Consider the following 21,620-nt stretch of genomic DNA (forward strand, 5'->3'; position numbering starts at 1 on the left):
GGTCCGATGGCATCGTCGCGGCATCGTCGTTTAGATCAACGCTGTCGGCCATCGCCGTGACATAGCCCTGTGGCGAGATTCGCACTGCGTCGTCCTGCGACGGCGCATCGCGGTCCGTGACGCCGTCGTTCGCGCGTGTGCCGTACTGGACGGTCTGTCCAGACACCGTCCCCGCGTTGAGTGTGCGCGTAGCGGCGTCGCCGTAGGCGTTACTCGCTGCTCCCCCGATTTGCATGGTCGACTCCTTGCGACTTTAAATGCCCCACGATGTTCGCCCTTTTCTGCTACTTAATGGCCCTCGAATAACACCAATAAATGCGCGATATTCGGCGACCCTACCTTTTGTCTCGTCTGTCACACTGTTTGCATCGGAACGCCATGCGCACATCGCGGCACGGTGACCGCACGACTCCCTCGATCCGCGAGAAGAAGCCCACCGCGACGCCGCATGTAGATGAAGTTTCCACTCCTCACCGATCCGCCCCGCCTCCCGAAGGGGCAAGCTTGAAGCGCCCGTCACGGCGCAAGGTGTTCGAGGCGCATTACCGAGCGCAATATCTACAGGCCCATGCGCGCCTACCCGATATGCTCGCCTGCGACAACAACGGAGACTACGTACAGAGCGTGACACAGATCGCATGGGAAACCTGGCAGGCCGCTGATGCGCACGCGCTCGCACTCGCCGCTCAACTGTGCGAGCATCGTCAGGTGAAATACATTAATCCGGATTCCAAAGCAATCTGCCGTCTATGCGCAAACGATATTCGCGCTTTGCTCTTCGATGCGGCAGGCGAAAACGAATGACGAAAATGCACGCCGCCCGACTTCGGTTACAGCGGACTCGGGTTCGGCCGAGGCGTATTGCTCGCGCAGCGCTTCGGATCAACGGACGTCGACAAGTGATCCGTATATCGCTTCGGGAAGCTCGCCGAACTCGGAACCTGCACGGCCGCGAACTTTACGCGTTGTACCGGCGCGCGAGGGTGGCACGCACATGCAGCAGGTCAAAGGCCTGTTTGCATCGCGCACGGGGCGTACGAAACGGCCGGAGCAGACGGTGCAGCGCGTCATCGTAAGCAGGCCCCCGTCGAAAAAGCGTAGGAGCGTCCACGCTCGCGTAAAACTCAGCACGCGTTCGGTTTCGGCGCACTCACAATGTTCAAGATAGAGTCGATATGCGCGGGTGAGTCCATCAAGACGCGAACACTTCGCCTCGTCCTTGAGAAACATGTAGATGTTGTAGAACAGCGATGAGTGAATGTTCGGCAGCCACGTGAAATACCAGTCCGCCGAAAACGGCAGCATACCCTTGGGCGGCGAAGCGTTCTTGAGTTCGCGATAGAGACAAATCAAACGACCGCGCGACAGCGTCAGTTCCTTTTCGAGCACCGGCATGCGCGCGCCAAGCTGAATCAACTCGATTGCGCGCCGTATCTCTTTGGCCTCGTCGATTACACTGCCTTTGTACATAACGTAGCACTCCTGATTGGCAATCGCTTAATCAAACAACCGCCACGCATGATCGCCTCTATTCACGGGCGATTATAGAGGCGCTGGAATTGACGTCAAGAATAATATTCAGAAAGGTTTGGTTATATTTATTAAGGAAAATCACCGCACTATTTTTATCAGTTCGTTATTGACCGATCCAGACAATCAAACATTACAGTAATGCTTACACGTTCTCGCGAACTGGAAAGGCCTGGCATGGATTTCCTGTATAACCACAGCACTGACCGCTTTTGTGGCGCTTCAAGATGGCACTGCTGCGTCTCGGCAACATACAGTTCGGCGCACCCGATTCCATCGACGCGTCGTGATGTCAACGCAAATTGTTATGGAATATTGCGCTGTAACCTTTTAGGGGCTGTCTGCCGCTAAACTTCGTTCTTTTCGAACGCGGTAGACTTCGGCGCCGCAGCGACTCGCCAGAAATTCGAGTTCCCTACATTAGTTGCCAATCGATGATTCCGCTTCTTCCCGTCGACCCATCTTCGCTCACGCAGGCGGGCAAGCCTTTGCGTGCGTCCGTAACCAGCGACTTCACGCGCCGAAGCGGCGCTACGCCCGCCAGCCCGCAGCGCCGCGCGCTCCTCAAAGGCAGCGTGAGCGTGCTCGCGTTGGGAGGCTGCGCCAGTACGCTGCTGAGCGCGTGTGGCGGCGATTACACCGGAGTCGGCGGGTCACCGGATGAATTAACACCCGTCGTCAATTCAATAGCGAATTTCCGCGATGTAGCGGGCGCCTCGCCTGGCTACGCGACAAGCGACGGCGCCCATGTGCGACGCGCATGGGTCTACCGCTGCGATGCGCTCACGCCGAACGCCGCCGATGCCGCCACGCTCCAGCGCATGGCGCTCGCATACGTCTACGATCTGCACGCGCCGGCCGACGCGGGCAGCGCACCCGACACGGTGCCGGGCACGGCCAGCTATCTCCCACTCAACGTGCTTGGGACGCTCGTGCCACCGTCGTTTGCGGGCATGCAGGCGGCGGAACTGGACGCGGCGATGCAAACGTACTGGAACGCACTCGTGACTGGCCGCGCCCAATGCGCGGCATACGGCACGCTGCTACAACATATCGCGGACGCGCCGGGGCCGCATCTGATCTGCGGCGGGCCGGGTGTGGACGTCGTGGGCTGGGCAAGTGCGCTGTTGCTGCTGATCGCCAACGTGCCGCTCGAAATCGTCGTAGAGGATTTTCTTCTCACGAATGCGTGGCGCTCGACCGGTGTGGATGCGGCCAACGTCGCGCCGCCCGTGCAGCAGAGCTACATTCAAGCCGCGTTCGACGCGCTTCAGACCAACTACGGCGATTTGAGCCGCTATCTCACCACCGGACTCGGGCTCGCGTCTGCCACGCTGGATCGTCTGCGCAGCCGGCTCGTGGTCTGAACGATAGGCAAAGGACGGATATCAGGAGCGTCACCCAGCGGGAAACGCAATACGCACGCGCAGTCCACCATCGGGGTGATTGGACAATTCGCAGCGACCGCCCTGATTGCGCACGAGACGCGTGACGATCGCGAGCCCGAGCCCGCAATGGCCTTCGCCGCCACGCGCCTCGTCAAGGCGCACGAACGGCTTGAGCGCCGCGGCTACGCGCTCGGCCGGTATTCCCGGACCATGATCGCGCACTTCGATAATCCACTGCCCGCCTTCGCGGCGCGTGGCGATGTCCACCGGCGGCACGCCGTGTTCGAGCGCGTTGTCGACGAGATTCGACACCAACCGGTCGAGCAGCGTGCGCGGCAAGCAAAACGCCGGGCCCGCGCGTAGATCGAGACTGAAGATCGCGTCTTCTCCGCCCGCGGTCTCCGAGAAAAACTGTTCGCGAAGCAGTACGTCCACATTCACTTCGGGCCCCGCCTCCGGGCGTTGCCGCGCAAATTCCAGAAACTGCTGGACGATATCATTCAGCGAATCGACTTCTCGAATGAACCGCTCGCGCTCGCGCTCCGTCGCCAGCATGCTCGCATGCAGCTTGAGCCGCGTGAGCGGGGATCGGAGGTCGTGTGCGACGCCGGCGAGCATAACGGCCTGGTCGTCGTCGGCTTCGTTGAGCCGCTTCATCATGCCGTTAAACGCGCCGATCAATGCGCGCAATTCGTGCGGCCCGTGTGCTTCGACGGGCGCAGGCCGATGGCCGGTGCCGAACGCGCGCGCAGCCTGGGCGACGCGCGCAAGCGGCCGCTGCATTTGCCACATCGCGAGCAACGCGAGTATCAGCGAGATCGCGAGCATCGAGCCGAACTGCGGGAGCAGATTGCGCGGCGGCGGCAGATCGATGGGCGCGACGATCCACGTGGGACGCCCCGCGAAACGCACCCAGAGCGCTTCGCCATGGTGCGTGTCGGCGAGTATCTCGGTGCCGGACGGAAGATCGAGCAGAAGTTGCTTGCGCAAGTCGGCGAGCGGCTCATGCCGGGGCACTGCGAGCCGCACGTTGGCGGGCATGTTCCAGGCGGGCACGAGATGCACGCGCAGCGTCGGCGCCAGTTCGACTTCGTTCGGCGCTGCGTTCGTGGCCGCGTAGAGCATGAGCAGCAGGCCGCGCTCGAAGCCCTCCACTTCGTGGCGGCGCGGCTGCGGCGCGAACAAAACGAACCAGCACGTCTGAATCGTGAACAGCACCAGCGCCGACATCAGCGCCATGCGTCCAAACAGCGTATTCAATGGATTGCTCATGCGTTCAGGCAATCATCCTGCGGACAGCACGTTGCCGGCGACCTGGCCTTCGGCGCCATCCTCGTGCTGCGGCACGAACACATAGCCCTTGCCGCGTACGGTCTGCACGAAGCGCGGCTGCGATGGATTGTCCTCGATCACCCTGCGCAGTCTCCAGATCGGAACGTCGATGCTGCGCTCATGACATTCGAGGCCGTCCGCTTGCAGCAGATCATGAATCAGCACGCGTGAAAGCACACGGTACGGATGCCGCGCAAATATTCGCAGCAGTGCAAACTCGCCACCACGCAAGGGTACGCGCACGCCGTCGCGCATTAGCTGCCGCGCGTCGAAGTCGAGCTGGAACGGCCCGAAGCAGTAGCATCCACGCGCCTCGGACGCGCCGGCCGACACGACACCGCGCCGTCGCAGCACGGTCTGGATGCGCAGCAGCAGCTCTTGTGGATCGAACGGCTTGGCGACGTAGTCATCGGCGCCAAGCGTGAGACCCGCAATGCGGTCGCCCACCTCACCGCGCGCGGACGCGAAGATCACCGGCGTGTCGTCGCCCTTCGCTCGCAACGCGGCGAGGGCGCGAAGGCCATCGGCACGGGGCATCATGACGTCGAGAACGACGACTGATGGCCGCTCGCGTTCGAGCATCTGGTCCAGATGCATGCCGTCGATCAAAACCGAGGCTTTGAAGCCGTTGTCCCGGAAGAAAGAGGAAAGGAAATCGCGTACGACCGGATCGTCGTCGACGATGAGAACGTGTGGACTCATCGTCGTATTTTATTTTATGGCGGCGTTTCGCAGAACAGAGCTGGCGCTCGTGAGTCTTGCCGGCGCTTACACGCGCGCCTACTTCACGACCACAGCACCTGACTCGCTGGATGACTCCGCTGCGCGCACAGGCTCCTGCGATGCAACGGCAGAGCACGTGATCACGTTCGTGCCCGATTTCGCACTGGATTGCGCGGACCGTTGCGCGGCGGCACGATCCTGCATGGTTTCTGATGCGCCAATCGCAGGATTATTTTCCGTGGTGCTCGCCGCGCCATTTCCAGTAATTTTCGCGGACTGAGCGACCGGCGAATCGAGAGGCGCCATCCCCACGACTATCGCCAATGCTGCGCTCGCGTTTGCCATTTTCGCGGCCATCGCCGAGGTATCGGTTCGCGCGGATGCCGCTGCGTCCCCGGCTGGCAAGTGGTGCGCGTAAGCTTCGGTGAGGCGCTTCTGGCGCTCATCAGCCGTAACGCCGCTCTGCATTTTCTGCAGCTTGAGTGTTGCATTCTCCCGGGCCGACGCGGAGTTCGCGCCTGCTTTCGTCACGTCCTTCACGTTGTCGGCAGGAGACGCGGGTGCTGCTTTCTGGCCCGTTTGTGCCGGCTCAATGCCATTCATTTCGAGCACGGCATCCTGTGCCGGAGGCGTCAGGTGCTGGTCCACGACCCCCTCCTTAACGCGCTGAACGGCGACCTCCTTGCCGTGTTTCAGATCGCCTTCGAGTTCGGCGATACGGCGGTTATACCAGGCCGTCACGCACTCCTTTTCCTGGCAGTTGTGCTGACGCCATTGCCACTGGCTCACACGATCGGCGTCGAGCGCATCGGCGTCGGCTACCGTATTGAACGCGTTGCGATAGAGCGCGGCCAATTTGTCGTCGAGCGCCGAGAGCGTGGGATCACTGCACACGAGGCGCTCCGACGCGGACGCATTGTGCGGGCAGCGGAAGCTGGCAGCGTGCGCGAACGGCGAACTGGTGAGCGATGCGACGAGTACGATCGCAGCCGCGTTCAGGCAGCGATGGAGAAAATGGGCACGACGGATTTTCTGTTCTCGGTTCATATCAGGCACGATGTTGTTGAACTGGCAGTAAGCGACGGGTGGCCTGCCGGGCGTTGCCACGGCACGAAGCGTCGTTGTGGAAACGATAGCGCAGCGACTTGCGCACCATATGGCGCACAAAGGGCACAATGCAGCGCCGCTTACGAAACATTTCATGGCAACCTCGCGCGATAAGCGATAAGGATCGCGTTGCCAGCGACGCGCCGATCTCACACCATGTGCGCACTATCGGCGCTCAGGCCCTTACAGTTCGAGAGGATTGAAAAGAAGCGGAAAGTCGCGCTAAACATTGGCCGATGTCCCGGTCATTGCACGATGCGCTTTAAAACGATGATGCATGACGAGTTCTGCCGGCCACGTGTCGTGTTTCGCGCAGCCCATTAACGCGTCCGGTATCCGCATCCATGCAACACGAAATCGTGTCACTCCTCGGCCATGCGCGTCCGACGAAATTCGCCGTGGCGCTAGGCGCAGTGCTCGCGCTCAACGGCTGCGCGTGGACGCTGATCACAGCGGCTGACGCGACCGGCTCCGTCATTCAGGCGGGTTACGCGGTTGCGTCGAATTACTCGTCGCCGAAGTTCGTGACGGGGCAGCCGGTGAATCTCACTTCGATCTGCATCGAGAACAATCCGCTGGTCCCGTCCGCCGATTTCGTGCCCTCACTGCAACTCGTGCTCGCACGACGTGGCGTACGCTCGGATGTCTACAGTCCCGGCACCGAGCCGGTCAATTGCGAAGGGCGTCTCGTCTATAACGCGTCGATCGATTTCGGCAGACCGACGTTCAGCGACGACAGCCGCGCCTACCTCTCGACGATCAACCTGACGATCCTGAAGCAAAACCATATTGCGGTGACTGGGCGCTACGAAGTGCACGGCCTCGGCACCGATCGCTATTCGAGCGCAGAGGTGAAACTCAAAGGGTTGGTGGAAAACATGCTGGTCGACCAGACGCAAGCGAGAGGCTGGTTCGCATCCGTGTCGAACAGCCAGTAACCGTCGCTCGGGCGCGGCTCAGGAAAGGAATGGAAAGGAGACGAGCCTATGCCGGCGCGTTTCTCTCCCTTACGATTTGTGCATGGCAAATAATATCTTTCTCGTTGACGACGACCCGGTCGTGCGCGACGTCACCGCCGAATATCTGGAAATGCGCGGCTTTTCCGTCACGAAGCTGTCGTCCGCGCGCGCCATGCAGCAGCAGCTTCGTTCGGAACGGCCACAAGCCGTGGTGCTCGATATCATGATGCCGGAGCTGGATGGCATCGGTGCGCTCCGCGCACTGCGTGAAAACGGCGACGACCTGCCGGTCATTCTGCTGACCGCGCGCAATGACGTGATCGACCGCGTGCTGGGCCTCGAATTCGGCGCCGACGATTACGTGTGCAAGCCGTTCGATCCGGGCGAGCTTGCCGCGCGCATTCGCACCGTCATGCGCCGTCGAAACGCCACACACCTGACGGGTGCGCCTGAAAGCCGCGCCTCGTTTCGCTTCGGTCCTTTCGAACTCGATTTCCGCTCGCGCGAACTGTGTCGCCACGGCGAACGCATTGCGCTGCGTTCGAGCGAATTCGCGTTCCTGAAGCTGTTCGTCAATCACCCGATGACGATTCTTTCGCGCGAGTTCATCATCGACAACGTGTACGGCGAGGCGGGGCGCTGTCGCAATCGCAGCCTCGACGTCGCGATCTGGCGCTTGCGGCGGCTGATTGAAACCGATCCGTCCGAACCGCGCTATTTGCAGACGGTATGGCGACAGGGCTACGTGTTCGTACCGGAAGGCGAAGCGGGTTACGCAGAGCAATTCGGCGAATCTACCGGCGTCGACGACTAAACGCGAACTGGTCCGACAATGAATAAACGCCCCGGACGCACCCTGTGCGCGTTCGGGCGCAACGAACGCGGTTAGAACGTCAGCACGCTGAGAAACATGCGCTGCAGCCAGCCGACCGTGGTCGCATCGTTGAGCATGCCGTGGCCGACGTGCTCGATACGGGCGTTCGCTATTTTTCCCGATTCCACATAATTGTCCGCCTCCACATCGTTCGGGTTGACGATGCCCGAGAGACGCAGGCGCTGATGCTCGCCGCTCATCGAAATGATTTTTTCCCCGGACACAACAAGGTTGCCAGTGGGCGTCTTGCTGATGATCGTGACGGCCAGCGTGCCCGTCATGTCGCTTGTGAGCGAATGGCTGCCATTGCCGTCAAACGTAGTAGATGCCGATCCGACGTTGAAGAGTCGCGCGAGACGTGCTGCTGCACCAGTCGATTGATCGGCGGCGGTGGCCGTGATCGCGCTGTCGCGCTTTGCGGCAGCACCCGAACTATCGTTGCCGCGATAGGCTTCAGACAGGCGGATCGTCAGCACGTCGCCGATACGCTGCGCGCGTGGCGTTTCGTAGAATGCGATGGCCATGCCCGGCTGATAGATCGAGCCGCCGGTGTTGACGTTCAGCGGCGGTTCCGCGAGCGGCGGTGTCATGGGCGTATTGACGATCGAATCGGGTGTAGTACAGGCAGTGAGGGTCGCTGCGATCGACGTGCACAAGAGCATGCCTGGCAGCACCCTCGAACGAATCGATCTCCCTATGCCGACATTCAAGGCGTCAGAGCTGATTAATGATTTCACGGCATAGCGGGCGCTTGAGTGACTCATCGGATGCGTGGTGTTCTTCGGGAGAATCGGTTGACGCGCGCCGCGTTCAGCCTGCGTCGAACTCGCTGATCTTCAGCGACCTCTGGGTACCTTTGGCGCGCGGGCCCGCAGGCTTGAGCAAATAGGTGAGCGTGGCGCTGTGGCTTTCGGACTGCATGCAGATCGTGATCGTGCTCGCCGCGTTATCCCACACGAGCAACGGCAGCGATGGCGTGCCGAGCACGCGCGGCGGCCCATAGTGCACCGCGAGCATATTGCGAAGATCGACGGCCGTTTCGTCGTCCACCATGAACGACATTTCATAGAGACGCAGCGGATCGCCGGCAGAAGCGTGCGCAAAGCGCAGGACATGATCGGCCGCGGGCGTCGCATCCACCACGGCGCGCGATGGCGCCCAGCCCTGTGCGGTTCGATGTGCCCAGCGGCACGCAACCGTAAGGCTCGTCTCACTCTTGATCGTCATGCCGATGTCGCCGCCCGCGACGTCGGTTTCACAGAGCAATTCGCTCTCGTGTGGCGTCGCGCGCACCATGTTCGCCTCGCGCAGCGCAGTCAACGTGATACCAAGTGGAATGCCGCGAAACGCGAACGGTGTGTCGGCGTGCGTGGCTTTACGCGTGCTGGTGACCGATGCAACGGGCGCCACGCGTCGTTGCGCCGTCGCGCTACTTGACGATGCCGGATGCGGCTCGCTCGCACTGTCCACGGACGCAGCGACGTTCGACGCGGCAACCGGCAGCACGCGCCCTTCGAAGTGCGTGTCCGCATGCGCAGGCGAACCCAGTGCGCCAATGCTCGCTGCAAAGACAACGGAAGCGATGAATGTCGCACGCCTCATCAAGTGGACCTCACTCAGTCAATCGCCGCCGCACACGCGTCGAATGGCACCGCTGTGGCATGGCCGACGACCGGCACGATCTTCAGCGTCGCCGACGCGATCCGGCACGGAAACGCCGCCACCGCGCAGCCTTCAAGCGGCATGGCGACGAAGGCGAGTGCAATGGCCGGCACGACACGCGGCAGATACGATTTCAGGCCGGATCGCAAGGGCGTGGATCTGTGCGGCAGCGACACCTCCCGGGACTGCGATGTCGTCATGCGGTGGTGTTGATGTGGTGGCCGATCGGACCGAGGGGCGTCGCTGGAAGCGTGGATTCCCGGTGCGGGGTGGTGTCGCCGCCGTCGCTTTCAGCGCCGGGGTATTTGTCGTAGCGGTTGCCGATCGGCGACGTCAGGGACGACGGCAGTGCAGAAGTGCTCCGGCCGATAGGGCTGGTCATGATGAGGCTCCTTGGCAAAATGAAAAAAAGGGGCGCGCCAAGGGGAATGAGGAGGGTGCGCGCCCCGCGTAGTACCCACGGGTTATGTCGGGAACCGACAAGACAATCATCGCGTCTGCGCGGCTTCGATGAAGCAGGAATCAAAGGGCCCCTTTGACGGGTGCCTTACGGGTCCTTGCGGGTGCGTACGAAAGCGCAAGGAGCGCCTTTTACACGTGAGGTGAGGTGGCGTAAATCGGAACGGCTGGGGCGCGCGTGGTTTTTTACGGGTCACAGGGCTTGTGCGCAAAGACGCCGCTGCCCCGATAGTCGCCGCTCTCGTCGTAGCGGTACCTGGCAGCTTGACTCGTGCGTCAATATCGCCCGCTTAATTACATAGCATTGCTAATTAATTAAAATATTCGAGTACGCTGTGACGAGATTTTTCATCCAGCCACGCTGGTAAATCACATATCGATATTTTCGAACCCCAGCGAGGCTCAGAGGGCCACAGCTGAAGTTCTGAGCCATCGGAGAACTGCGGTTCTCCGAACTTGACCCGTTGCCGAAGAAGGCGCTCGCCACCTGAGCGCACACAATGCGCGGTCCAGATCACACAAACGGCAGCGGTTTCCCCGCTGCCGTTTGTATTTTCGAACGCGCCTCTACTGCTCGCCGCGCACCGCCAACCCGTACCGGCGGATCTTCTCGTAGAGCGTCGCCTTCGCCACCTGCAACTGCGCCGCTGCCTGCGCGACGGCTCCGCCGGACTGCTGCAAGGCGTCGGCGATCAGCGCGCGCTCGTACTGCTCCACGCGCTCCTTGAGCGGCTGCGGCTCGGCCTCGTTTCCGCCAGCGAGTGTCGCGGCATCGTCAGGAATTCCAAGCACATAGCGGTCCGCCGCGTTGCGCAGCTCGCGCACGTTGCCCGGCCAGTCGCGCTGCGCAAGACGCATGCGGTCACGTTCCGTGAGAAGCGGCGCGGGTCGCTGATAACGCACCGCCGCGTCGAGCAGGAAGTGTTCGAAGAGCGGCACGATGTCCTCGCGGCGCTCGGCGAGCGGAGGAAGCGCGATCGTCACGACGTTCAGCCGGTACAGCAGATCGCGCCGGAACGTGCCCGCGGCGACGTGTTCATTCATGTCGCCCTTCGCGGCTGCGGCCACGCGCAGATCGACGCGCACCGGCTGGTTCGAGCCGAGCCGCTCCAGCACGCCGTCCTGCAGCACGCGCAGGAGCTTCACCTGCAGCGAAAGCGGCATGCTCTCGATTTCGTCGAGAAACAGCGTCCCGCCCGATGCATGCTCCAGCTTGCCGATTCGCCGCTTCGACGCCCCGGTGAACGCGCCGGCCTCGTAGCCGAACATCTCCGATTCGAACATCGGCTCGGGCAGCGCGCCGCAGTTCACTGCGACGAATGGCTTGTCGCGCCGTGGCGAGAGTTCGTGCAGGCTGCGCGCGATCAGTTCCTTGCCGGCGCCGGTGTCGCCGTTGATGAGCACGGCGGCATCGGTCGGCGCGACGTTCGCGATGAGGCGCCGCACCTGCTCCATCGCGAGACTTTTACCGATGATGCGCGGCGCAAGCGTGTCCTGCCCCGCCAGCTCGCGGCGCAGCGCCAGGTTTTCGAGCATGAGCGTGCGGCGCTCCAGCGCGCGGCGCACGGTTTCAATCAGGCGCTCGGAAGCAAACGGTTTTTCGATGAAGTCGTAGGCCCCGTTGCGCATCGCCTGCACGGCCATCGAGATATCCCCGTGCCCCGTGACGAGAATCACCGGCACGTCCGGCGCGCACTCGTGGCACTGCGCCAGCAGGTCGAGTCCGCTCGCGCCCGGCAGCCGGATATCGCTCACCACGACGCCCGCGAACTGCGCATCGATCAACGGCAGCGCGGCCTCGGCCGTGGCGAAGCCGGTCGCGTCGAAACCCGCCAGCTGCAGGCTCTGTACGCCCGCACGCCGCACCAGTTCGTCGTCCTCGACGTAGAGCACCCGGCCATTGCCTGAAGCTGGAGGCATCATGTTCGTTCGAGATCCTTATTTTCCTGATTCAGACATCGGCGGCGGCAACCCGCGCCGTGCTCACCTGCGCACGGCGCAGCGTCAGCACGAAGCGTGCGCCGCCGTCCGGTTCGTTGTGCGCGACGAGCGAGCCGCCGCAGTCGCGCGCGATCGACGAAGAAATCGCAAGCCCGAGGCCGAGCCCCTGCCCCATCTCCTTCGTCGTGAAGAACGGCTCGAAGATTCGCGGCATCACGTCGTCGGGAATGCCGGGCCCGTTGTCGCGCACGCTGATCGCAAGCGTTGCGGCAAGCACCTCGATATCGATCGCGATACGCGGCGACGCCGTGTCCGCCACGGCGTCAAGCGCGTTGCCGACGAGGTTGATCAGGACCTGTTCGAGGCGCAAGCCGTCGATCTGCGCGACGAGTTCCGCGTATTCGCCGCGCAAATCGAAGGGAGCTGGCATCGCGTCGACCGTATGGTCGGTCAACGCGAGCGTGAGGTCCACGCCCGTGAGACGCGTGCCGAGCAACGCGAGCGCGTTGCGCAATGCGGGCGCCACCGGCGAGCGCAGGCTGCGCGGACGCGCACGGCCCACGAAGAGCTTGAGCTGGTTCACGATCTTGCCCATGCGCTCGGTGAGCGATCCAATCGCCTCCAGATTCTCGTGCGCCGCCATGTACTGGCCGCGTTCGAGAAACACCCGCGTGTTGTCGGAGAAGCTGCGCAGCGCCGCGAGCGGCTGGTTCAGTTCGTGCGTGATGCCCGCCGCCATCTGGCCGAGCGCGGCGAGCTTGCTCGCCTGAATCAGTTCGTCCTGGGCGGCGCGCAAGTCGGCTTCGGCGCGCGCACGCTCCTGCACCTCACGCTGCAACTGAACATTCGCCTGCGAAAGATCGGCGGTGCGCTCGGCGACGCGTTCGTTGAGCATCGCGTAGGCCTTCTGCAGCATCGCGCGGCTCTTCATTACCTCTTTCACGCGCTGGCGCCGCTGCCGCCAGTAGAAGATGAGCAGGCACAGCAGCGCAAAGCCGAAGCCCGTCATGATCGTCGCGGTACGCGTGGCGTTGACGACGGGGCGCACCGGCGACATCGTCACGAGATCCCAGTCCGGCACGCCGAGCGCGCGGCGCGTCTGGATATAGCGCGGCGCGCCGATGCCAGTGCCGATGCGCACGATTTCGGCGTCGTCGCCCAGCACGCGTTCGATGCGCGCGGGCAGCGGTGAGAGTATCTGGCGCGCGTACTGCTGCGTCTGGACGATGGACTGCGCAACATCGGCGGGCAGCGGCCGCACCGTGTGGTACTTCCAGGCGGGCACCGACGACAGGAAGATCACGCCGTGATCGTCCGTGACGAGGAGCGGCTCGGTGGCGTCGGCGCCCGGAAACCATTCGAGATTGAGCTTGACGACCGCGACGCCGACGATCTTGCCGTCGCGCCGCACCGGCTGCGAAACGTAGTAGCCCGGATCGTGCGAGATCGTTCCGATACCGAAAAAGCGTCCGACGCCGCCATTCACCGCATCGATGAAGTAAGGCCGGAAACGGTAGCTCGCGCCGATGAAGCTGTCGGGGTCGCGCCAGTTGCTGGCTGCGATGCACAAGCCGTCGGCCCGGATGATGTAGGTGGTGGTCGCGCGCGCGTAGCGGTTGACGCGCTCAAGATAGCGATTCGCCGCGTCGACCCACTCGTCCTTCTGATTCACGAGCACGTCCTGCACGAGCGGATGCTCGCCGACGATATAGGGGAGCGATTCGTAGCGCTCAAGCGTGCTCTTGAGCGAGGCCGTCGTGCGGTCGCCGCGCACGGCGGCGTCGCGGCGCAGCGTTTCGATGCCGCTTCGCCAGGCGAGCGTCCACGTCAGTGTGCAGACCGCGGCGAGCCCGGCAGCGAGCGCAAAAAGGATGAGCAGGCGGCGCGTCACGTGGGCGGTTTCCAGACGGTCAGTGGGTCAAAATCAAGATTGTGGCACAGGCCCACTGACGCATCATGACGAAGGCACGCCTTAAAACAAGACAAAAGCGAGACAACGCGCCGCAGGAAACCCGGCGCGCCGCCCCGCTACGTGCGGCCTCAGGCCTCCACGCTTTCCGTCACTTCAGCTTCCCCCGAGAGCACGGCGCGCAGCTTCGAGCGGTCAAGCTCCTTCTCCCAGGCCGACACGACGACCGTTGCCACGCCGTTGCCGACGATGTTGGTCAGCGCACGGCACTCGCTCATGAAGCGGTCGATACCGAGGATCAGCACCATGCCCGAAAGCGGAATCGTCGGCACCACGGCGAGCGTCGCCGCGAGTGTGATGAAACCCGCGCCGGTCACGCCGCTTGCGCCCTTCGAGGTGAGCATCGTCACCGCGAGCAGCGTGAGCTGCTGCGTGAGCGTGAGGTCGGTATTGGTGGCCTGCGCGATGAAGAGCACGGCCATCGTCATGTAGATGTTGGTGCCGTCGAGGTTGAACGAATAGCCGGTCGGCACGACGAGGCCCACCACCGAGCGCGAGCAGCCGAGACGCTCGAGCTTTTGCATGAGCTGCGGCAGCGCCGATTCCGACGAGCTCGTACCGAGCACGATCAGCAGTTCTTCCTTGATGTACGCGACGAAGCGCACGATCGAGAAGCCGACGAAGCGCGCAATCGTACCGAGCACCACGAGCACGAACACGATGGACGTGAGGTAGAACGTGCCGATCAGCTTCATCATCGGGATCAGCGAGCCCACGCCGTACTTGCCGATGGTGAACGCCATCGCGCCGAACGCGCCGATGGGCGCGAGCTTCGTGATGATCTTGACGATGCCGAACAGCACGCTCGAAACGCTTTCGATGAAGTTCGTCACCACACGGCCGCGCTCGCCGATCTGCGTGAGCACCGCGCCGAACAGGATCGCGATGAGCAGGATCTGCAGGATCTCACCTTGCCCGAACGCCGAGAACATCGTGTCGGGAATGATGTGCATCAGGAAGTCGACCGTGCTCTGGCCATGCGCCTTTTCGGCGAACGAAGCGACCGACTTGGCGTCGAGCGTCGCAACGTCGACGTTGAACCCCGCGCCCGGCTTGAGCAGATGGGTGGCCAGCAGGCCGAGCACGAGCGCGAAGGTCGAGACGATCTCGAAGTACAGCAGCGCCTTGCCGCCCACGCGTCCCACCTTCTTCATGTCCTCCATGCCGGCGATGCCGGTCACGACGGTACAGAAGATGATCGGCCCGATCACCATCTTGATGAGCTTGATGAAGGCTTCGCCGAGCGGCTTCATGTCGATGGCGAGAGACGGCGAGTAGTGGCCGAGGACGATGCCCACGATGATCGCGACGATCACCTGGACGTAGAGCACTTTATGGAAGGGTTTTTTCACGGTTTTTCCTGCATGCGTAAGTGAGCCATTGGCCGGGTGCGAGCGAGCGGGCCGGATGGACTATCCGGACGGCGTTCGCGCAACGCGGGCCGCGACAGAACGGGGAAATCAGCAGAACCGGATGGGGGTAACGGACATAGGCTGTCTCCTTGCTTTAGTTGTCGGGCCGTGGTGGCCGTGCGAATACTTCTGCAAGGTTGATGCCAGCTGAATCGTGTGCCAGGAGCGTTGATTTTTAACGGCTTTTTGCTCCAGCAAAACGGCGCGCATCCGGCTTTCCGGAAATCCGGACGTCGGGCGTATGGCTTTCCGGAATCCGCGTCGCTCACGGACGAGGCGAAACGGCGGCGCGGGACGCCCGGATTCCAGCGCACGCAATGCGCCGGGAACTACAGTTACAGAACACAGCGACGGCTGCCATTCACGATGACGTGCATGACCGCAGCCGGGCGTGCGTTACCCCTTGGGCGCGTTAGCGATCCGACGCGAAAACCGAACCCGACTTGTCAACGAGGCGTCGCACACCATGGCCAGCCTTCCCGAAGCTGAAATCGTCGAGATACGCGTCGAGCAGGTCACGCAACTCTTCGAAACGCACGATCCGTATCCGTTCAGGGAACGCAGTCTCGATCCGGCTGCGGAAGCCTACATCGTCGGCCATGCAGAAAGTTTGCGCTCCAGGAGGCCGCTCCACGTTGTGGTTCATCTGCCGCGGCGGGAATCCACGTCTGCGGTGGCGACTCATCTGGAGGACGCCATCACGCGTCACTTCAGCGATCGCGCCGACGCCACACAACGCTTGCTTCGCCAGTTGTTCCGGGATGGCCGGCGCTCGCTGGTGATCGGTCTGACTGTGCTGACTTTGGCTCACCTGGGCGGCAGACTGGCGGAAGATCTGCCAGGGGAGAGGTTTTCCATGCTGGTCGCCGAAGGATTGATCATCTTCGGTTGGGTTGCCAACTGGCGACCGATGGAAATATTCCTCTACGACTGGTGGCCGATTGCGAGGCGCCGCAATTTATATCGCCGCCTGGCCGCAGCCAGCGTGTCAGTGACGGTCGCTGAGTAAAAGTCGCTTACGTGGACGCCTCCCCGATCGCAAGCTGGACTTGTACGTTGGCCTGCAATGTTCTGGCTGCCGACGGGTAGCGTCACATCGTTCATGGGTCCGTGGCCCCGCAACGATCTATTACATGTCCCGTGAAGGTTAAGCATTGTCAGTCCGGAATGGCAGTAGTCAACGTCCGCTATGGGCACACGTTAGATGAGTGCGCGCGAAACGATTGCGCGTGCCCTGTGACAATACTAAGGAGTGGGACCATGCAACGTATGACAGTCGCTTTTCTTTTCGCCGCTTCAGGTCTGCTTGCGTCGATTCCCGCGCACGCACTCGAGCTCAACGTCAATCTTGGCGGGTCTCCGGTTGTCGTTGCTCCTGGTGGCGAGTCGCAGGGTAATGTGTCGGAAGGCTGGCACGGTGATCGTTATTATGATGGCCAGCGCTACTGGCAGCGCAACGAGTGGGAAGCACACCAGGCCGACATGCGTCGTAATCCGGACGGTATGCGCGGGCGTGAGGCAAACATGCACAACCAGGATGGTATGCGTGGACGCGGTGCGGACATGGATAACCGGAACGATATGCGCGGGCGTGAGGCAGACACGCACAACCAGGATGGTATGCGTGGACGCGGTGCGGACATGGATAACCGGAACGATATGCGCGGGCGTGAGGCAGACACGCACAACCAGGATGGTATGCGTGGACGCGGTGCGGACGTAGATAACCGGAACGGTATGCGCGGACGCGAGTCGGACATGCGCAACCAGGACGGTATGCGTGGAAGCGGTGCGGACACGGATAACCGGAATGGTATGCGCGGACGCGAAGCGGACATGCGCTCAAACGCCGGGGGCGATAATCAGCGTGGCAATATAGAACGCGCAGGCGCAGCTAATGGTCAGTCAACCCGTCGTGGACAGCACGACGATTTCGGCACCGGGAATTCCACGAGGCAATAAGCGTCAGTCCGATTGAGACAACGCGCAGTGACCTCAAGGACTGCGCGTTTTTTTGTCTAAACGCGTTGTTTGTCCGGCGATCCGGGATGACCGGACCGTGCCAGCCGTGACTCCGTCGCGCCGCTGTCGCACAACAGGCGGCCCCGAACGCGCTGACTCACCCTCTCCCCTTCCACGGGACGAGCCGCCGCTCCAGCGCACGCATGCCGAGATCGAATCCCCATGCAATGAGGCCAATCAGCACGATGCCCATCACGACGACGTCGGTGCGCAAGAAACTCGACGCGTTGAGCACCATCTGGCCGAGGCCTGCTGTCGCGGCCACCATCTCGGCGGCGACGAGCGTCGTCCAGCCAAAACCGATCGCGATGCGCAAGCCGGTGAGGATCTCGGGCAACGCGGCGGGCAGCACGACAAAGCGCACGATCTGCCAGAAGCTGCCGCCGAGCGAACTCGCCGCGCGGATCTGCTCGACGGTGGCGCTTCTCGCGCCCGCGCGCGCGGCCATGGCGATCGGCGCGAAGCAGGCGAGAAAGATGACGACGATCTTCGCCGTTTCATCGATGCCGAACCAGATCACAACGAGTGGCAGATACGCGAGCGGCGGCAGCGGACGATAGAACTCCAGCGGCGGATCGAGCAGACCGCGCGCGACGCGCGAGACGCCCATCAGAATGCCGACGGGAATCGCCGTCGCCGCCGCGAGCGCGAACGCGCCGAACACGCGCAGCGCGCTCCACGCGAGATGCTCGGAGAGTGGCAAACCGCCCTGGATGCGGCCTTGCCATGCATCGGCGAACGCCTGCCAGACGGCTTCCGGCGTCGGCAGGAACAGCGGCGGCAGCCAGTGCAGATGCGTGGCGAGCCACCAGAGCAGCGCGAGCGCAGCGACGGACGCTGCGGAAAGCGCCGCGGTCGGGCCTTCGCCGGGCATGCGCCAGACCTTCGCACGCGAAGAAGCGGCGAGCGTTTCCGGCGCGTCCTGCTGCGCCTCGCCGGCGCGCGCCGTTAATGCGGTGTCGAGCATCGATTCTTGAGGCACGTCCATGCGCTCCCCCTTACGACATGGCCAGCGCGAGCGAACGCGCATGCAGCAGACGAATCAGCCGCTCGCGCCACTCGATGAATTCCGCCGACGACTTCACCGCGCGCGCATCGCGCGTCTCGAGATAGCGCTGCGCGAACGGCAGCGTGTATTCGTGTTCGATGCGGCCCGGCCCCGGCGTCATCACGACGAGGCGCGTCGCGAGAAAGAGCGCTTCCTCGACATCGTGAGTGATAAAGAAAACCGTCTTTCGCGTGCGGCCCCAGACGTCGAGCACGAGTTCCTGAATCGACTCGCGCGTCATTGCATCGAGTGCGCCCATCGGTTCGTCCATCAGCAGCATCTGCGGGTCGCTCGCGAGCGCGCGCGCGAGGCCCACGCGCTGCTGCATGCCGCCCGAAAGCGCGTAGACGCGCGAGCGCGCGTGCGCAGTGAGGCCCACGAGCGCGAGCTGCTCGCGAGCGACGCGTTCGCGCTCGGCCTTCGGTACGCGCTGAAAGCGCAGCCCGAGCGCGACGTTGTCGAGCACGTCGAGCCACGGCATCAGCGCGTGCTTCTGGAACACGACGCCGCGATCGGCGCCCGGCTCTGTTACGCGCGTGCCGTTCACGCGCACTTCGCCCTGCGTCGGCGGGATGAAGCCCGCGATGCAGTTGAGCAGCGTGGTCTTGCCGCAACCCGACGCGCCGAGCGCGACGACGAACTCACCGCTCTCGACAGCGAGATCGACGTTCGCGAGAGCGACGGTCGGCGGCGCGCTACGCGTCGCGCCTTCGTAGACGACACTCAGATCGCGGATTTCAAGCGTGCTCATTCAGCATCCCTGTGCGAAGGCAGTCGGCCTGATTGACCTCAATGGGCAGCGGCGCGCTGCACGAACTGCGGATCGACGCCGACCGAATAGTCGGTCAGAACGTTCTGGATCGTGCCCTGCGCCTTGAGGAACGTCGCGGTCGCGAGGAGCGATTGCGCCGCGCCCGACTGCGCGCCGCCACCGAGCCAGGTCTTCGATGCCTGCTCGGCGGGCGTCGGAAAAGCGTAGAGCGCGAGACTTGCAGGCACGTCCTGCGCATTCGCTCCGGACTCCTTCGCAACAGCCTCCACCTTCGGCGACGCAGCGGTCCACGCGGCACGATTCGCGCTGTAATCGGCATCGGTTGCAGCTAGCACCTTCACGAACTTCGCGACGAAATCGGCATTGTCTTTCGCGAAACGGCGATCGACGACGAAACCGTCGAAAGTCGCCTTGCCCGTCGCCTTCGCCACCTGGCCCGAGGTAATCAGCACGCGGCCGTTCTGCTTCACCTTCGCGAGCACGGGGTCCCAGATGTAAGTGGCGTCGATGTCGCCGCGCTGCCACGCCGCCGCAACTTCGGGCGGACGCAGGTTCACGATCTTCACATCCGCGGGATTGACGCCCGCCTGTTCGAGCGCGACGAGCGTATGGAAATGCGACGTCGACACATACGGCACGCCGATCGTCTTGCCCTTGAGCGCGGCCACGCTCGTTACGCCGGAGCCGTTGCGGGCGACGAGCGCTTCGGCGTCGTTGATGTTGTCAAGCACCCAGAAGAGCGAGATATCGACGCCCTGCGAAAGCCCCGCTGCGATCGGGCTCGACCCCGCTTCACCGAGTTGCACCGAGCCCGATGCGAGCGCGCGGATCACGTCGGCACCGCTCGCGAGTTTGCGGTAGGTGACCTTGTAGCCCGTGGCCTTTTCGACGGCACCCGTCGCCTGCGCATAGCGCCACGGCACCACCATGTCCTGGTAGGCAATCACGACTTCGCGCGGAGCGCCGGTGTCGGCGTGTGCGGCGCTGGCGCCGAACGTGGCCGCAAGCGCGGCGGGCGCGGCGACCGTCGCAATGAAATAGCGCACGAGGCGCGACGAAGAAAAAGCGTGTTTCATGTGGGCAGACTCCGTAAGCGAGGACGTTCGAGAGAAGGCAGAACCCGACTATAGGGAGTCTGACGGCGACCGGTTCCAACTTATCCGCGTAAGCATTTCACGCTGTTCGAGCATTGCTTTTCGCGCTTTCGCGGCAAAAGCGGACGCGCATGGTGGGGCACAGTGCGGATCGTCTATCGTGCACTGCAAACGCGCCGCGCATAGTCGCAAAAAAGCCCGCGTTTAGCGGGCTTTTCGGAGCATGGGCCACCGAGGCGGACCGATGCTTTCGGTGCGGCTTTCACCGCCCCTTTCAATCTGACGACGAATCAGGCTGTGAATCAGGCTGTAACTCAGACCACACCGGCACCGTGCGCCTGAAGATCGGCGTGATAGCTCGAACGCACCATCGCGCCGACGGCCGCGTGCGTGAAGCCCATCTTGTACGCCTCTTCCTCGTACATCTTGAACACGTCGGGATGCACGTATTCGCGTACCGGCAGGTGGTGCTCGGACGGCTGGAGATACTGGCCGATCGTCAGCATGTTGACGTCGTGCGCGCGCAGATCGCGCATCACCTGGAGAATCTCTTCCGTGGTTTCACCGAGACCTACCATCAGGCCCGACTTCGTCGCGACATCGGGATGCAGCGCCTTGAAGTCCTTCAGGAGCTTGAGCGAGTGCGCGTAGTCCGAGCCCGGACGCGCTTCCTTGTAAAGGCGCGGCACCGTTTCGAGGTTGTGGTTCATCACGTCGGGCGGCGCGGTGTTCAGGATCTCCAGCGCGCGATCCAGACGGCCGCGGAAGTCCGGCGTGAGGATTTCGATGCGCGTCTGCGGCGACTGCTCGCGCACCTGGCGGATGCAATCGACGAAGTGACCGGCACCGCCGTCACGCAGATCATCGCGGTCGACGCTCGTGATCACGACGTACTTGAGCTTGAGCGCGGCGATCGTGCGCGCGAGATTCGCCGGTTCGTTGACATCGAGCGGATCGGGACGGCCGTGGCCGACATCGCAGAACGGGCAGCGGCGCGTGCACTTGTCGCCCATGATCATGAACGTCGCGGTGCCGTGGCCGAAGCATTCGCCGATGTTCGGGCAGCTCGCTTCCTCGCAGACCGTGTGCAGCTTGTGCTCGCGCAGAATCTCCTTGATCTCGTAGAAGCGTGAATTGCCGGTGGCCGCCTTCACGCGGATCCATTCCGGCTTCTTGAGCTTCTCGATCGGGATGACCTTAATCGGAATGCGCGAGGTCTTCGCCTGCGCTTTCTGCTTCGCGGTGGCGTCGTATTGTTGGGCGTCGGTGGCAGGGGTGCCTGCGGCGTTCGCGCCGGAGGTGGGCGTTGCGTCAGTCATTCTGTCGAG

General features: G+C 63.0%; 22 protein-coding genes. 6 read left to right on the forward strand and 16 right to left on the reverse strand.

The window, feature by feature from the left end; translation table 11 throughout:
- The coding region (locus tag D1Y85_RS27325; RefSeq protein WP_221410317.1) for a hypothetical protein at positions 1-235 on the reverse strand (235 nt) is incomplete at its 3' end.
- A gap of 143 nt (positions 236-378) precedes the next feature.
- On the opposite strand from D1Y85_RS27325, the gene D1Y85_RS17360 reads away from it, so the two are divergent.
- Positions 379-804 (forward strand): phiTE_015 family protein, encoded by a 426-nt coding sequence (locus D1Y85_RS17360; protein WP_124152312.1) that lies wholly within the window; start codon positions 379-381, stop codon positions 802-804.
- Positions 805-882: 78 nt separating this feature from the next.
- On the opposite strand, the gene flhC is transcribed toward D1Y85_RS17360, so the two are convergent.
- Positions 883-1,470 carry a flagellar transcriptional regulator FlhC gene (gene flhC, locus D1Y85_RS17365; protein ID WP_124152313.1) on the reverse strand — a complete coding sequence of 196 codons (588 nt, stop codon included), beginning with the start codon at positions 1,468-1,470 and terminating at the stop codon, positions 883-885.
- Positions 1,471-1,964: 494 nt separating this feature from the next.
- Between flhC and D1Y85_RS17370 the strand changes: the two genes are divergently transcribed.
- Positions 1,965-2,897 (forward strand): tyrosine-protein phosphatase, encoded by a 933-nt coding sequence (locus D1Y85_RS17370; RefSeq protein WP_124152314.1) that lies wholly within the window; start codon positions 1,965-1,967, stop codon positions 2,895-2,897.
- Between the two features lie 30 nt (positions 2,898-2,927).
- On the opposite strand, the gene D1Y85_RS17375 is transcribed toward D1Y85_RS17370, so the two are convergent.
- The 3 genes from D1Y85_RS17375 to D1Y85_RS17385 all read right to left on the reverse strand — a co-directional run bounded on the left by D1Y85_RS17375 (position 2,928) and on the right by D1Y85_RS17385 (position 6,020).
- Positions 2,928-4,190 (reverse strand): ATP-binding protein, encoded by a 1,263-nt coding sequence (locus D1Y85_RS17375; protein WP_124152315.1) that lies wholly within the window; start codon positions 4,188-4,190, stop codon positions 2,928-2,930.
- A 12-nt stretch (positions 4,191-4,202) separates the two neighbouring features.
- Complete coding sequence (locus tag D1Y85_RS17380; RefSeq protein WP_124152316.1) at positions 4,203-4,952, reverse strand: response regulator; 750 nt, start codon at positions 4,950-4,952, stop codon at positions 4,203-4,205.
- A 78-nt stretch (positions 4,953-5,030) separates the two neighbouring features.
- A complete protein-coding gene (locus D1Y85_RS17385; RefSeq protein WP_124152317.1) occupies positions 5,031-6,020 on the reverse strand; it encodes a lysozyme inhibitor LprI family protein in 990 nt (329 codons plus the stop codon).
- Between the two features lie 404 nt (positions 6,021-6,424).
- On the opposite strand from D1Y85_RS17385, the gene D1Y85_RS17390 reads away from it, so the two are divergent.
- Positions 6,425-7,018 carry a hypothetical protein gene (locus D1Y85_RS17390; RefSeq protein WP_124152318.1) on the forward strand — a complete coding sequence of 198 codons (594 nt, stop codon included), beginning with the start codon at positions 6,425-6,427 and terminating at the stop codon, positions 7,016-7,018.
- Between the two features lie 82 nt (positions 7,019-7,100).
- Complete coding sequence (locus tag D1Y85_RS17395) at positions 7,101-7,853, forward strand: response regulator (RefSeq protein WP_124152319.1); 753 nt, start codon at positions 7,101-7,103, stop codon at positions 7,851-7,853.
- A 71-nt stretch (positions 7,854-7,924) separates the two neighbouring features.
- Here D1Y85_RS17395 and D1Y85_RS17400 read toward each other — a convergent pair whose 3' ends face one another.
- The 7 genes from D1Y85_RS17400 to D1Y85_RS17430 form a co-directional block, all read right to left on the reverse strand.
- Positions 7,925-8,575, reverse strand: a complete 651-nt coding sequence (locus tag D1Y85_RS17400; RefSeq protein ID WP_124152320.1) for a flagellar basal body L-ring protein FlgH — start codon at positions 8,573-8,575, stop codon at positions 7,925-7,927.
- Between the two features lie 148 nt (positions 8,576-8,723).
- Positions 8,724-9,515 (reverse strand): hypothetical protein, encoded by a 792-nt coding sequence (locus D1Y85_RS17405; RefSeq protein WP_124152321.1) that lies wholly within the window; start codon positions 9,513-9,515, stop codon positions 8,724-8,726.
- Positions 9,516-9,529: 14 nt separating this feature from the next.
- Positions 9,530-9,688: a DUF6726 family protein gene (locus D1Y85_RS17410; RefSeq protein ID WP_425466945.1), complete on the reverse strand. Its 159-nt coding sequence runs from the start codon at positions 9,686-9,688 to the stop codon at positions 9,530-9,532.
- An 83-nt stretch (positions 9,689-9,771) separates the two neighbouring features.
- Positions 9,772-9,957, reverse strand: coding sequence for a hypothetical protein (locus D1Y85_RS17415; protein ID WP_124152322.1), 186 nt, complete (start codon positions 9,955-9,957; stop codon positions 9,772-9,774).
- Positions 9,958-10,601: 644 nt separating this feature from the next.
- The gene (locus D1Y85_RS17420) at positions 10,602-11,954 is read right to left on the reverse strand and encodes a sigma-54-dependent transcriptional regulator (RefSeq protein WP_124152415.1); all 1,353 of its coding nucleotides are present in this window, start codon (positions 11,952-11,954) and stop codon (positions 10,602-10,604) included.
- Positions 11,955-11,985: 31 nt separating this feature from the next.
- On the reverse strand, positions 11,986-13,881 hold the full coding sequence (locus tag D1Y85_RS17425; RefSeq protein ID WP_124152323.1) for a sensor histidine kinase: 1,896 nt from the start codon (positions 13,879-13,881) through the stop codon (positions 11,986-11,988).
- A 134-nt stretch (positions 13,882-14,015) separates the two neighbouring features.
- A complete protein-coding gene (locus D1Y85_RS17430) occupies positions 14,016-15,296 on the reverse strand; it encodes a dicarboxylate/amino acid:cation symporter (protein ID WP_124152324.1) in 1,281 nt (426 codons plus the stop codon).
- Between the two features lie 526 nt (positions 15,297-15,822).
- Here D1Y85_RS17430 and D1Y85_RS17435 point away from each other — a divergent pair.
- Together D1Y85_RS17435 and D1Y85_RS27685 are read left to right on the forward strand one after the other, a co-directional pair.
- Positions 15,823-16,365, forward strand: coding sequence for a hypothetical protein (locus D1Y85_RS17435; RefSeq protein WP_124152325.1), 543 nt, complete (start codon positions 15,823-15,825; stop codon positions 16,363-16,365).
- Positions 16,366-16,616: 251 nt separating this feature from the next.
- A complete protein-coding gene (locus tag D1Y85_RS27685) occupies positions 16,617-17,318 on the forward strand; it encodes a hypothetical protein (protein ID WP_246024954.1) in 702 nt (233 codons plus the stop codon).
- Positions 17,319-17,475: 157 nt separating this feature from the next.
- Here the strand turns inward: D1Y85_RS27685 and D1Y85_RS17445 are convergent, their stop codons facing one another.
- The 4 genes from D1Y85_RS17445 to lipA all read right to left on the reverse strand — a co-directional run bounded on the left by D1Y85_RS17445 (position 17,476) and on the right by lipA (position 21,611).
- Positions 17,476-18,366: an ABC transporter permease subunit gene (locus tag D1Y85_RS17445; protein ID WP_246024955.1), complete on the reverse strand. Its 891-nt coding sequence runs from the start codon at positions 18,364-18,366 to the stop codon at positions 17,476-17,478.
- A 10-nt stretch (positions 18,367-18,376) separates the two neighbouring features.
- The gene (locus tag D1Y85_RS17450) at positions 18,377-19,177 is read right to left on the reverse strand and encodes a taurine ABC transporter ATP-binding protein (protein WP_124152326.1); all 801 of its coding nucleotides are present in this window, start codon (positions 19,175-19,177) and stop codon (positions 18,377-18,379) included.
- 38 nt (positions 19,178-19,215) lie between these two features.
- Positions 19,216-20,274, reverse strand: a complete 1,059-nt coding sequence (gene tauA, locus D1Y85_RS17455) for a taurine ABC transporter substrate-binding protein (protein WP_124152327.1) — start codon at positions 20,272-20,274, stop codon at positions 19,216-19,218.
- A 332-nt stretch (positions 20,275-20,606) separates the two neighbouring features.
- Entirely contained in the window at positions 20,607-21,611 is a 1,005-nt protein-coding gene (gene lipA / locus D1Y85_RS17460; protein WP_124152328.1) for a lipoyl synthase, read from the reverse strand.
- Positions 21,612-21,620 lie beyond the last annotated feature (9 nt).

Origin of the sequence: Paraburkholderia dinghuensis, assembly GCF_003837865.1 — a bacterium.
In the GTDB taxonomy this organism is placed as follows: domain Bacteria; phylum Pseudomonadota; class Gammaproteobacteria; order Burkholderiales; family Burkholderiaceae; genus Paraburkholderia; species Paraburkholderia dinghuensis.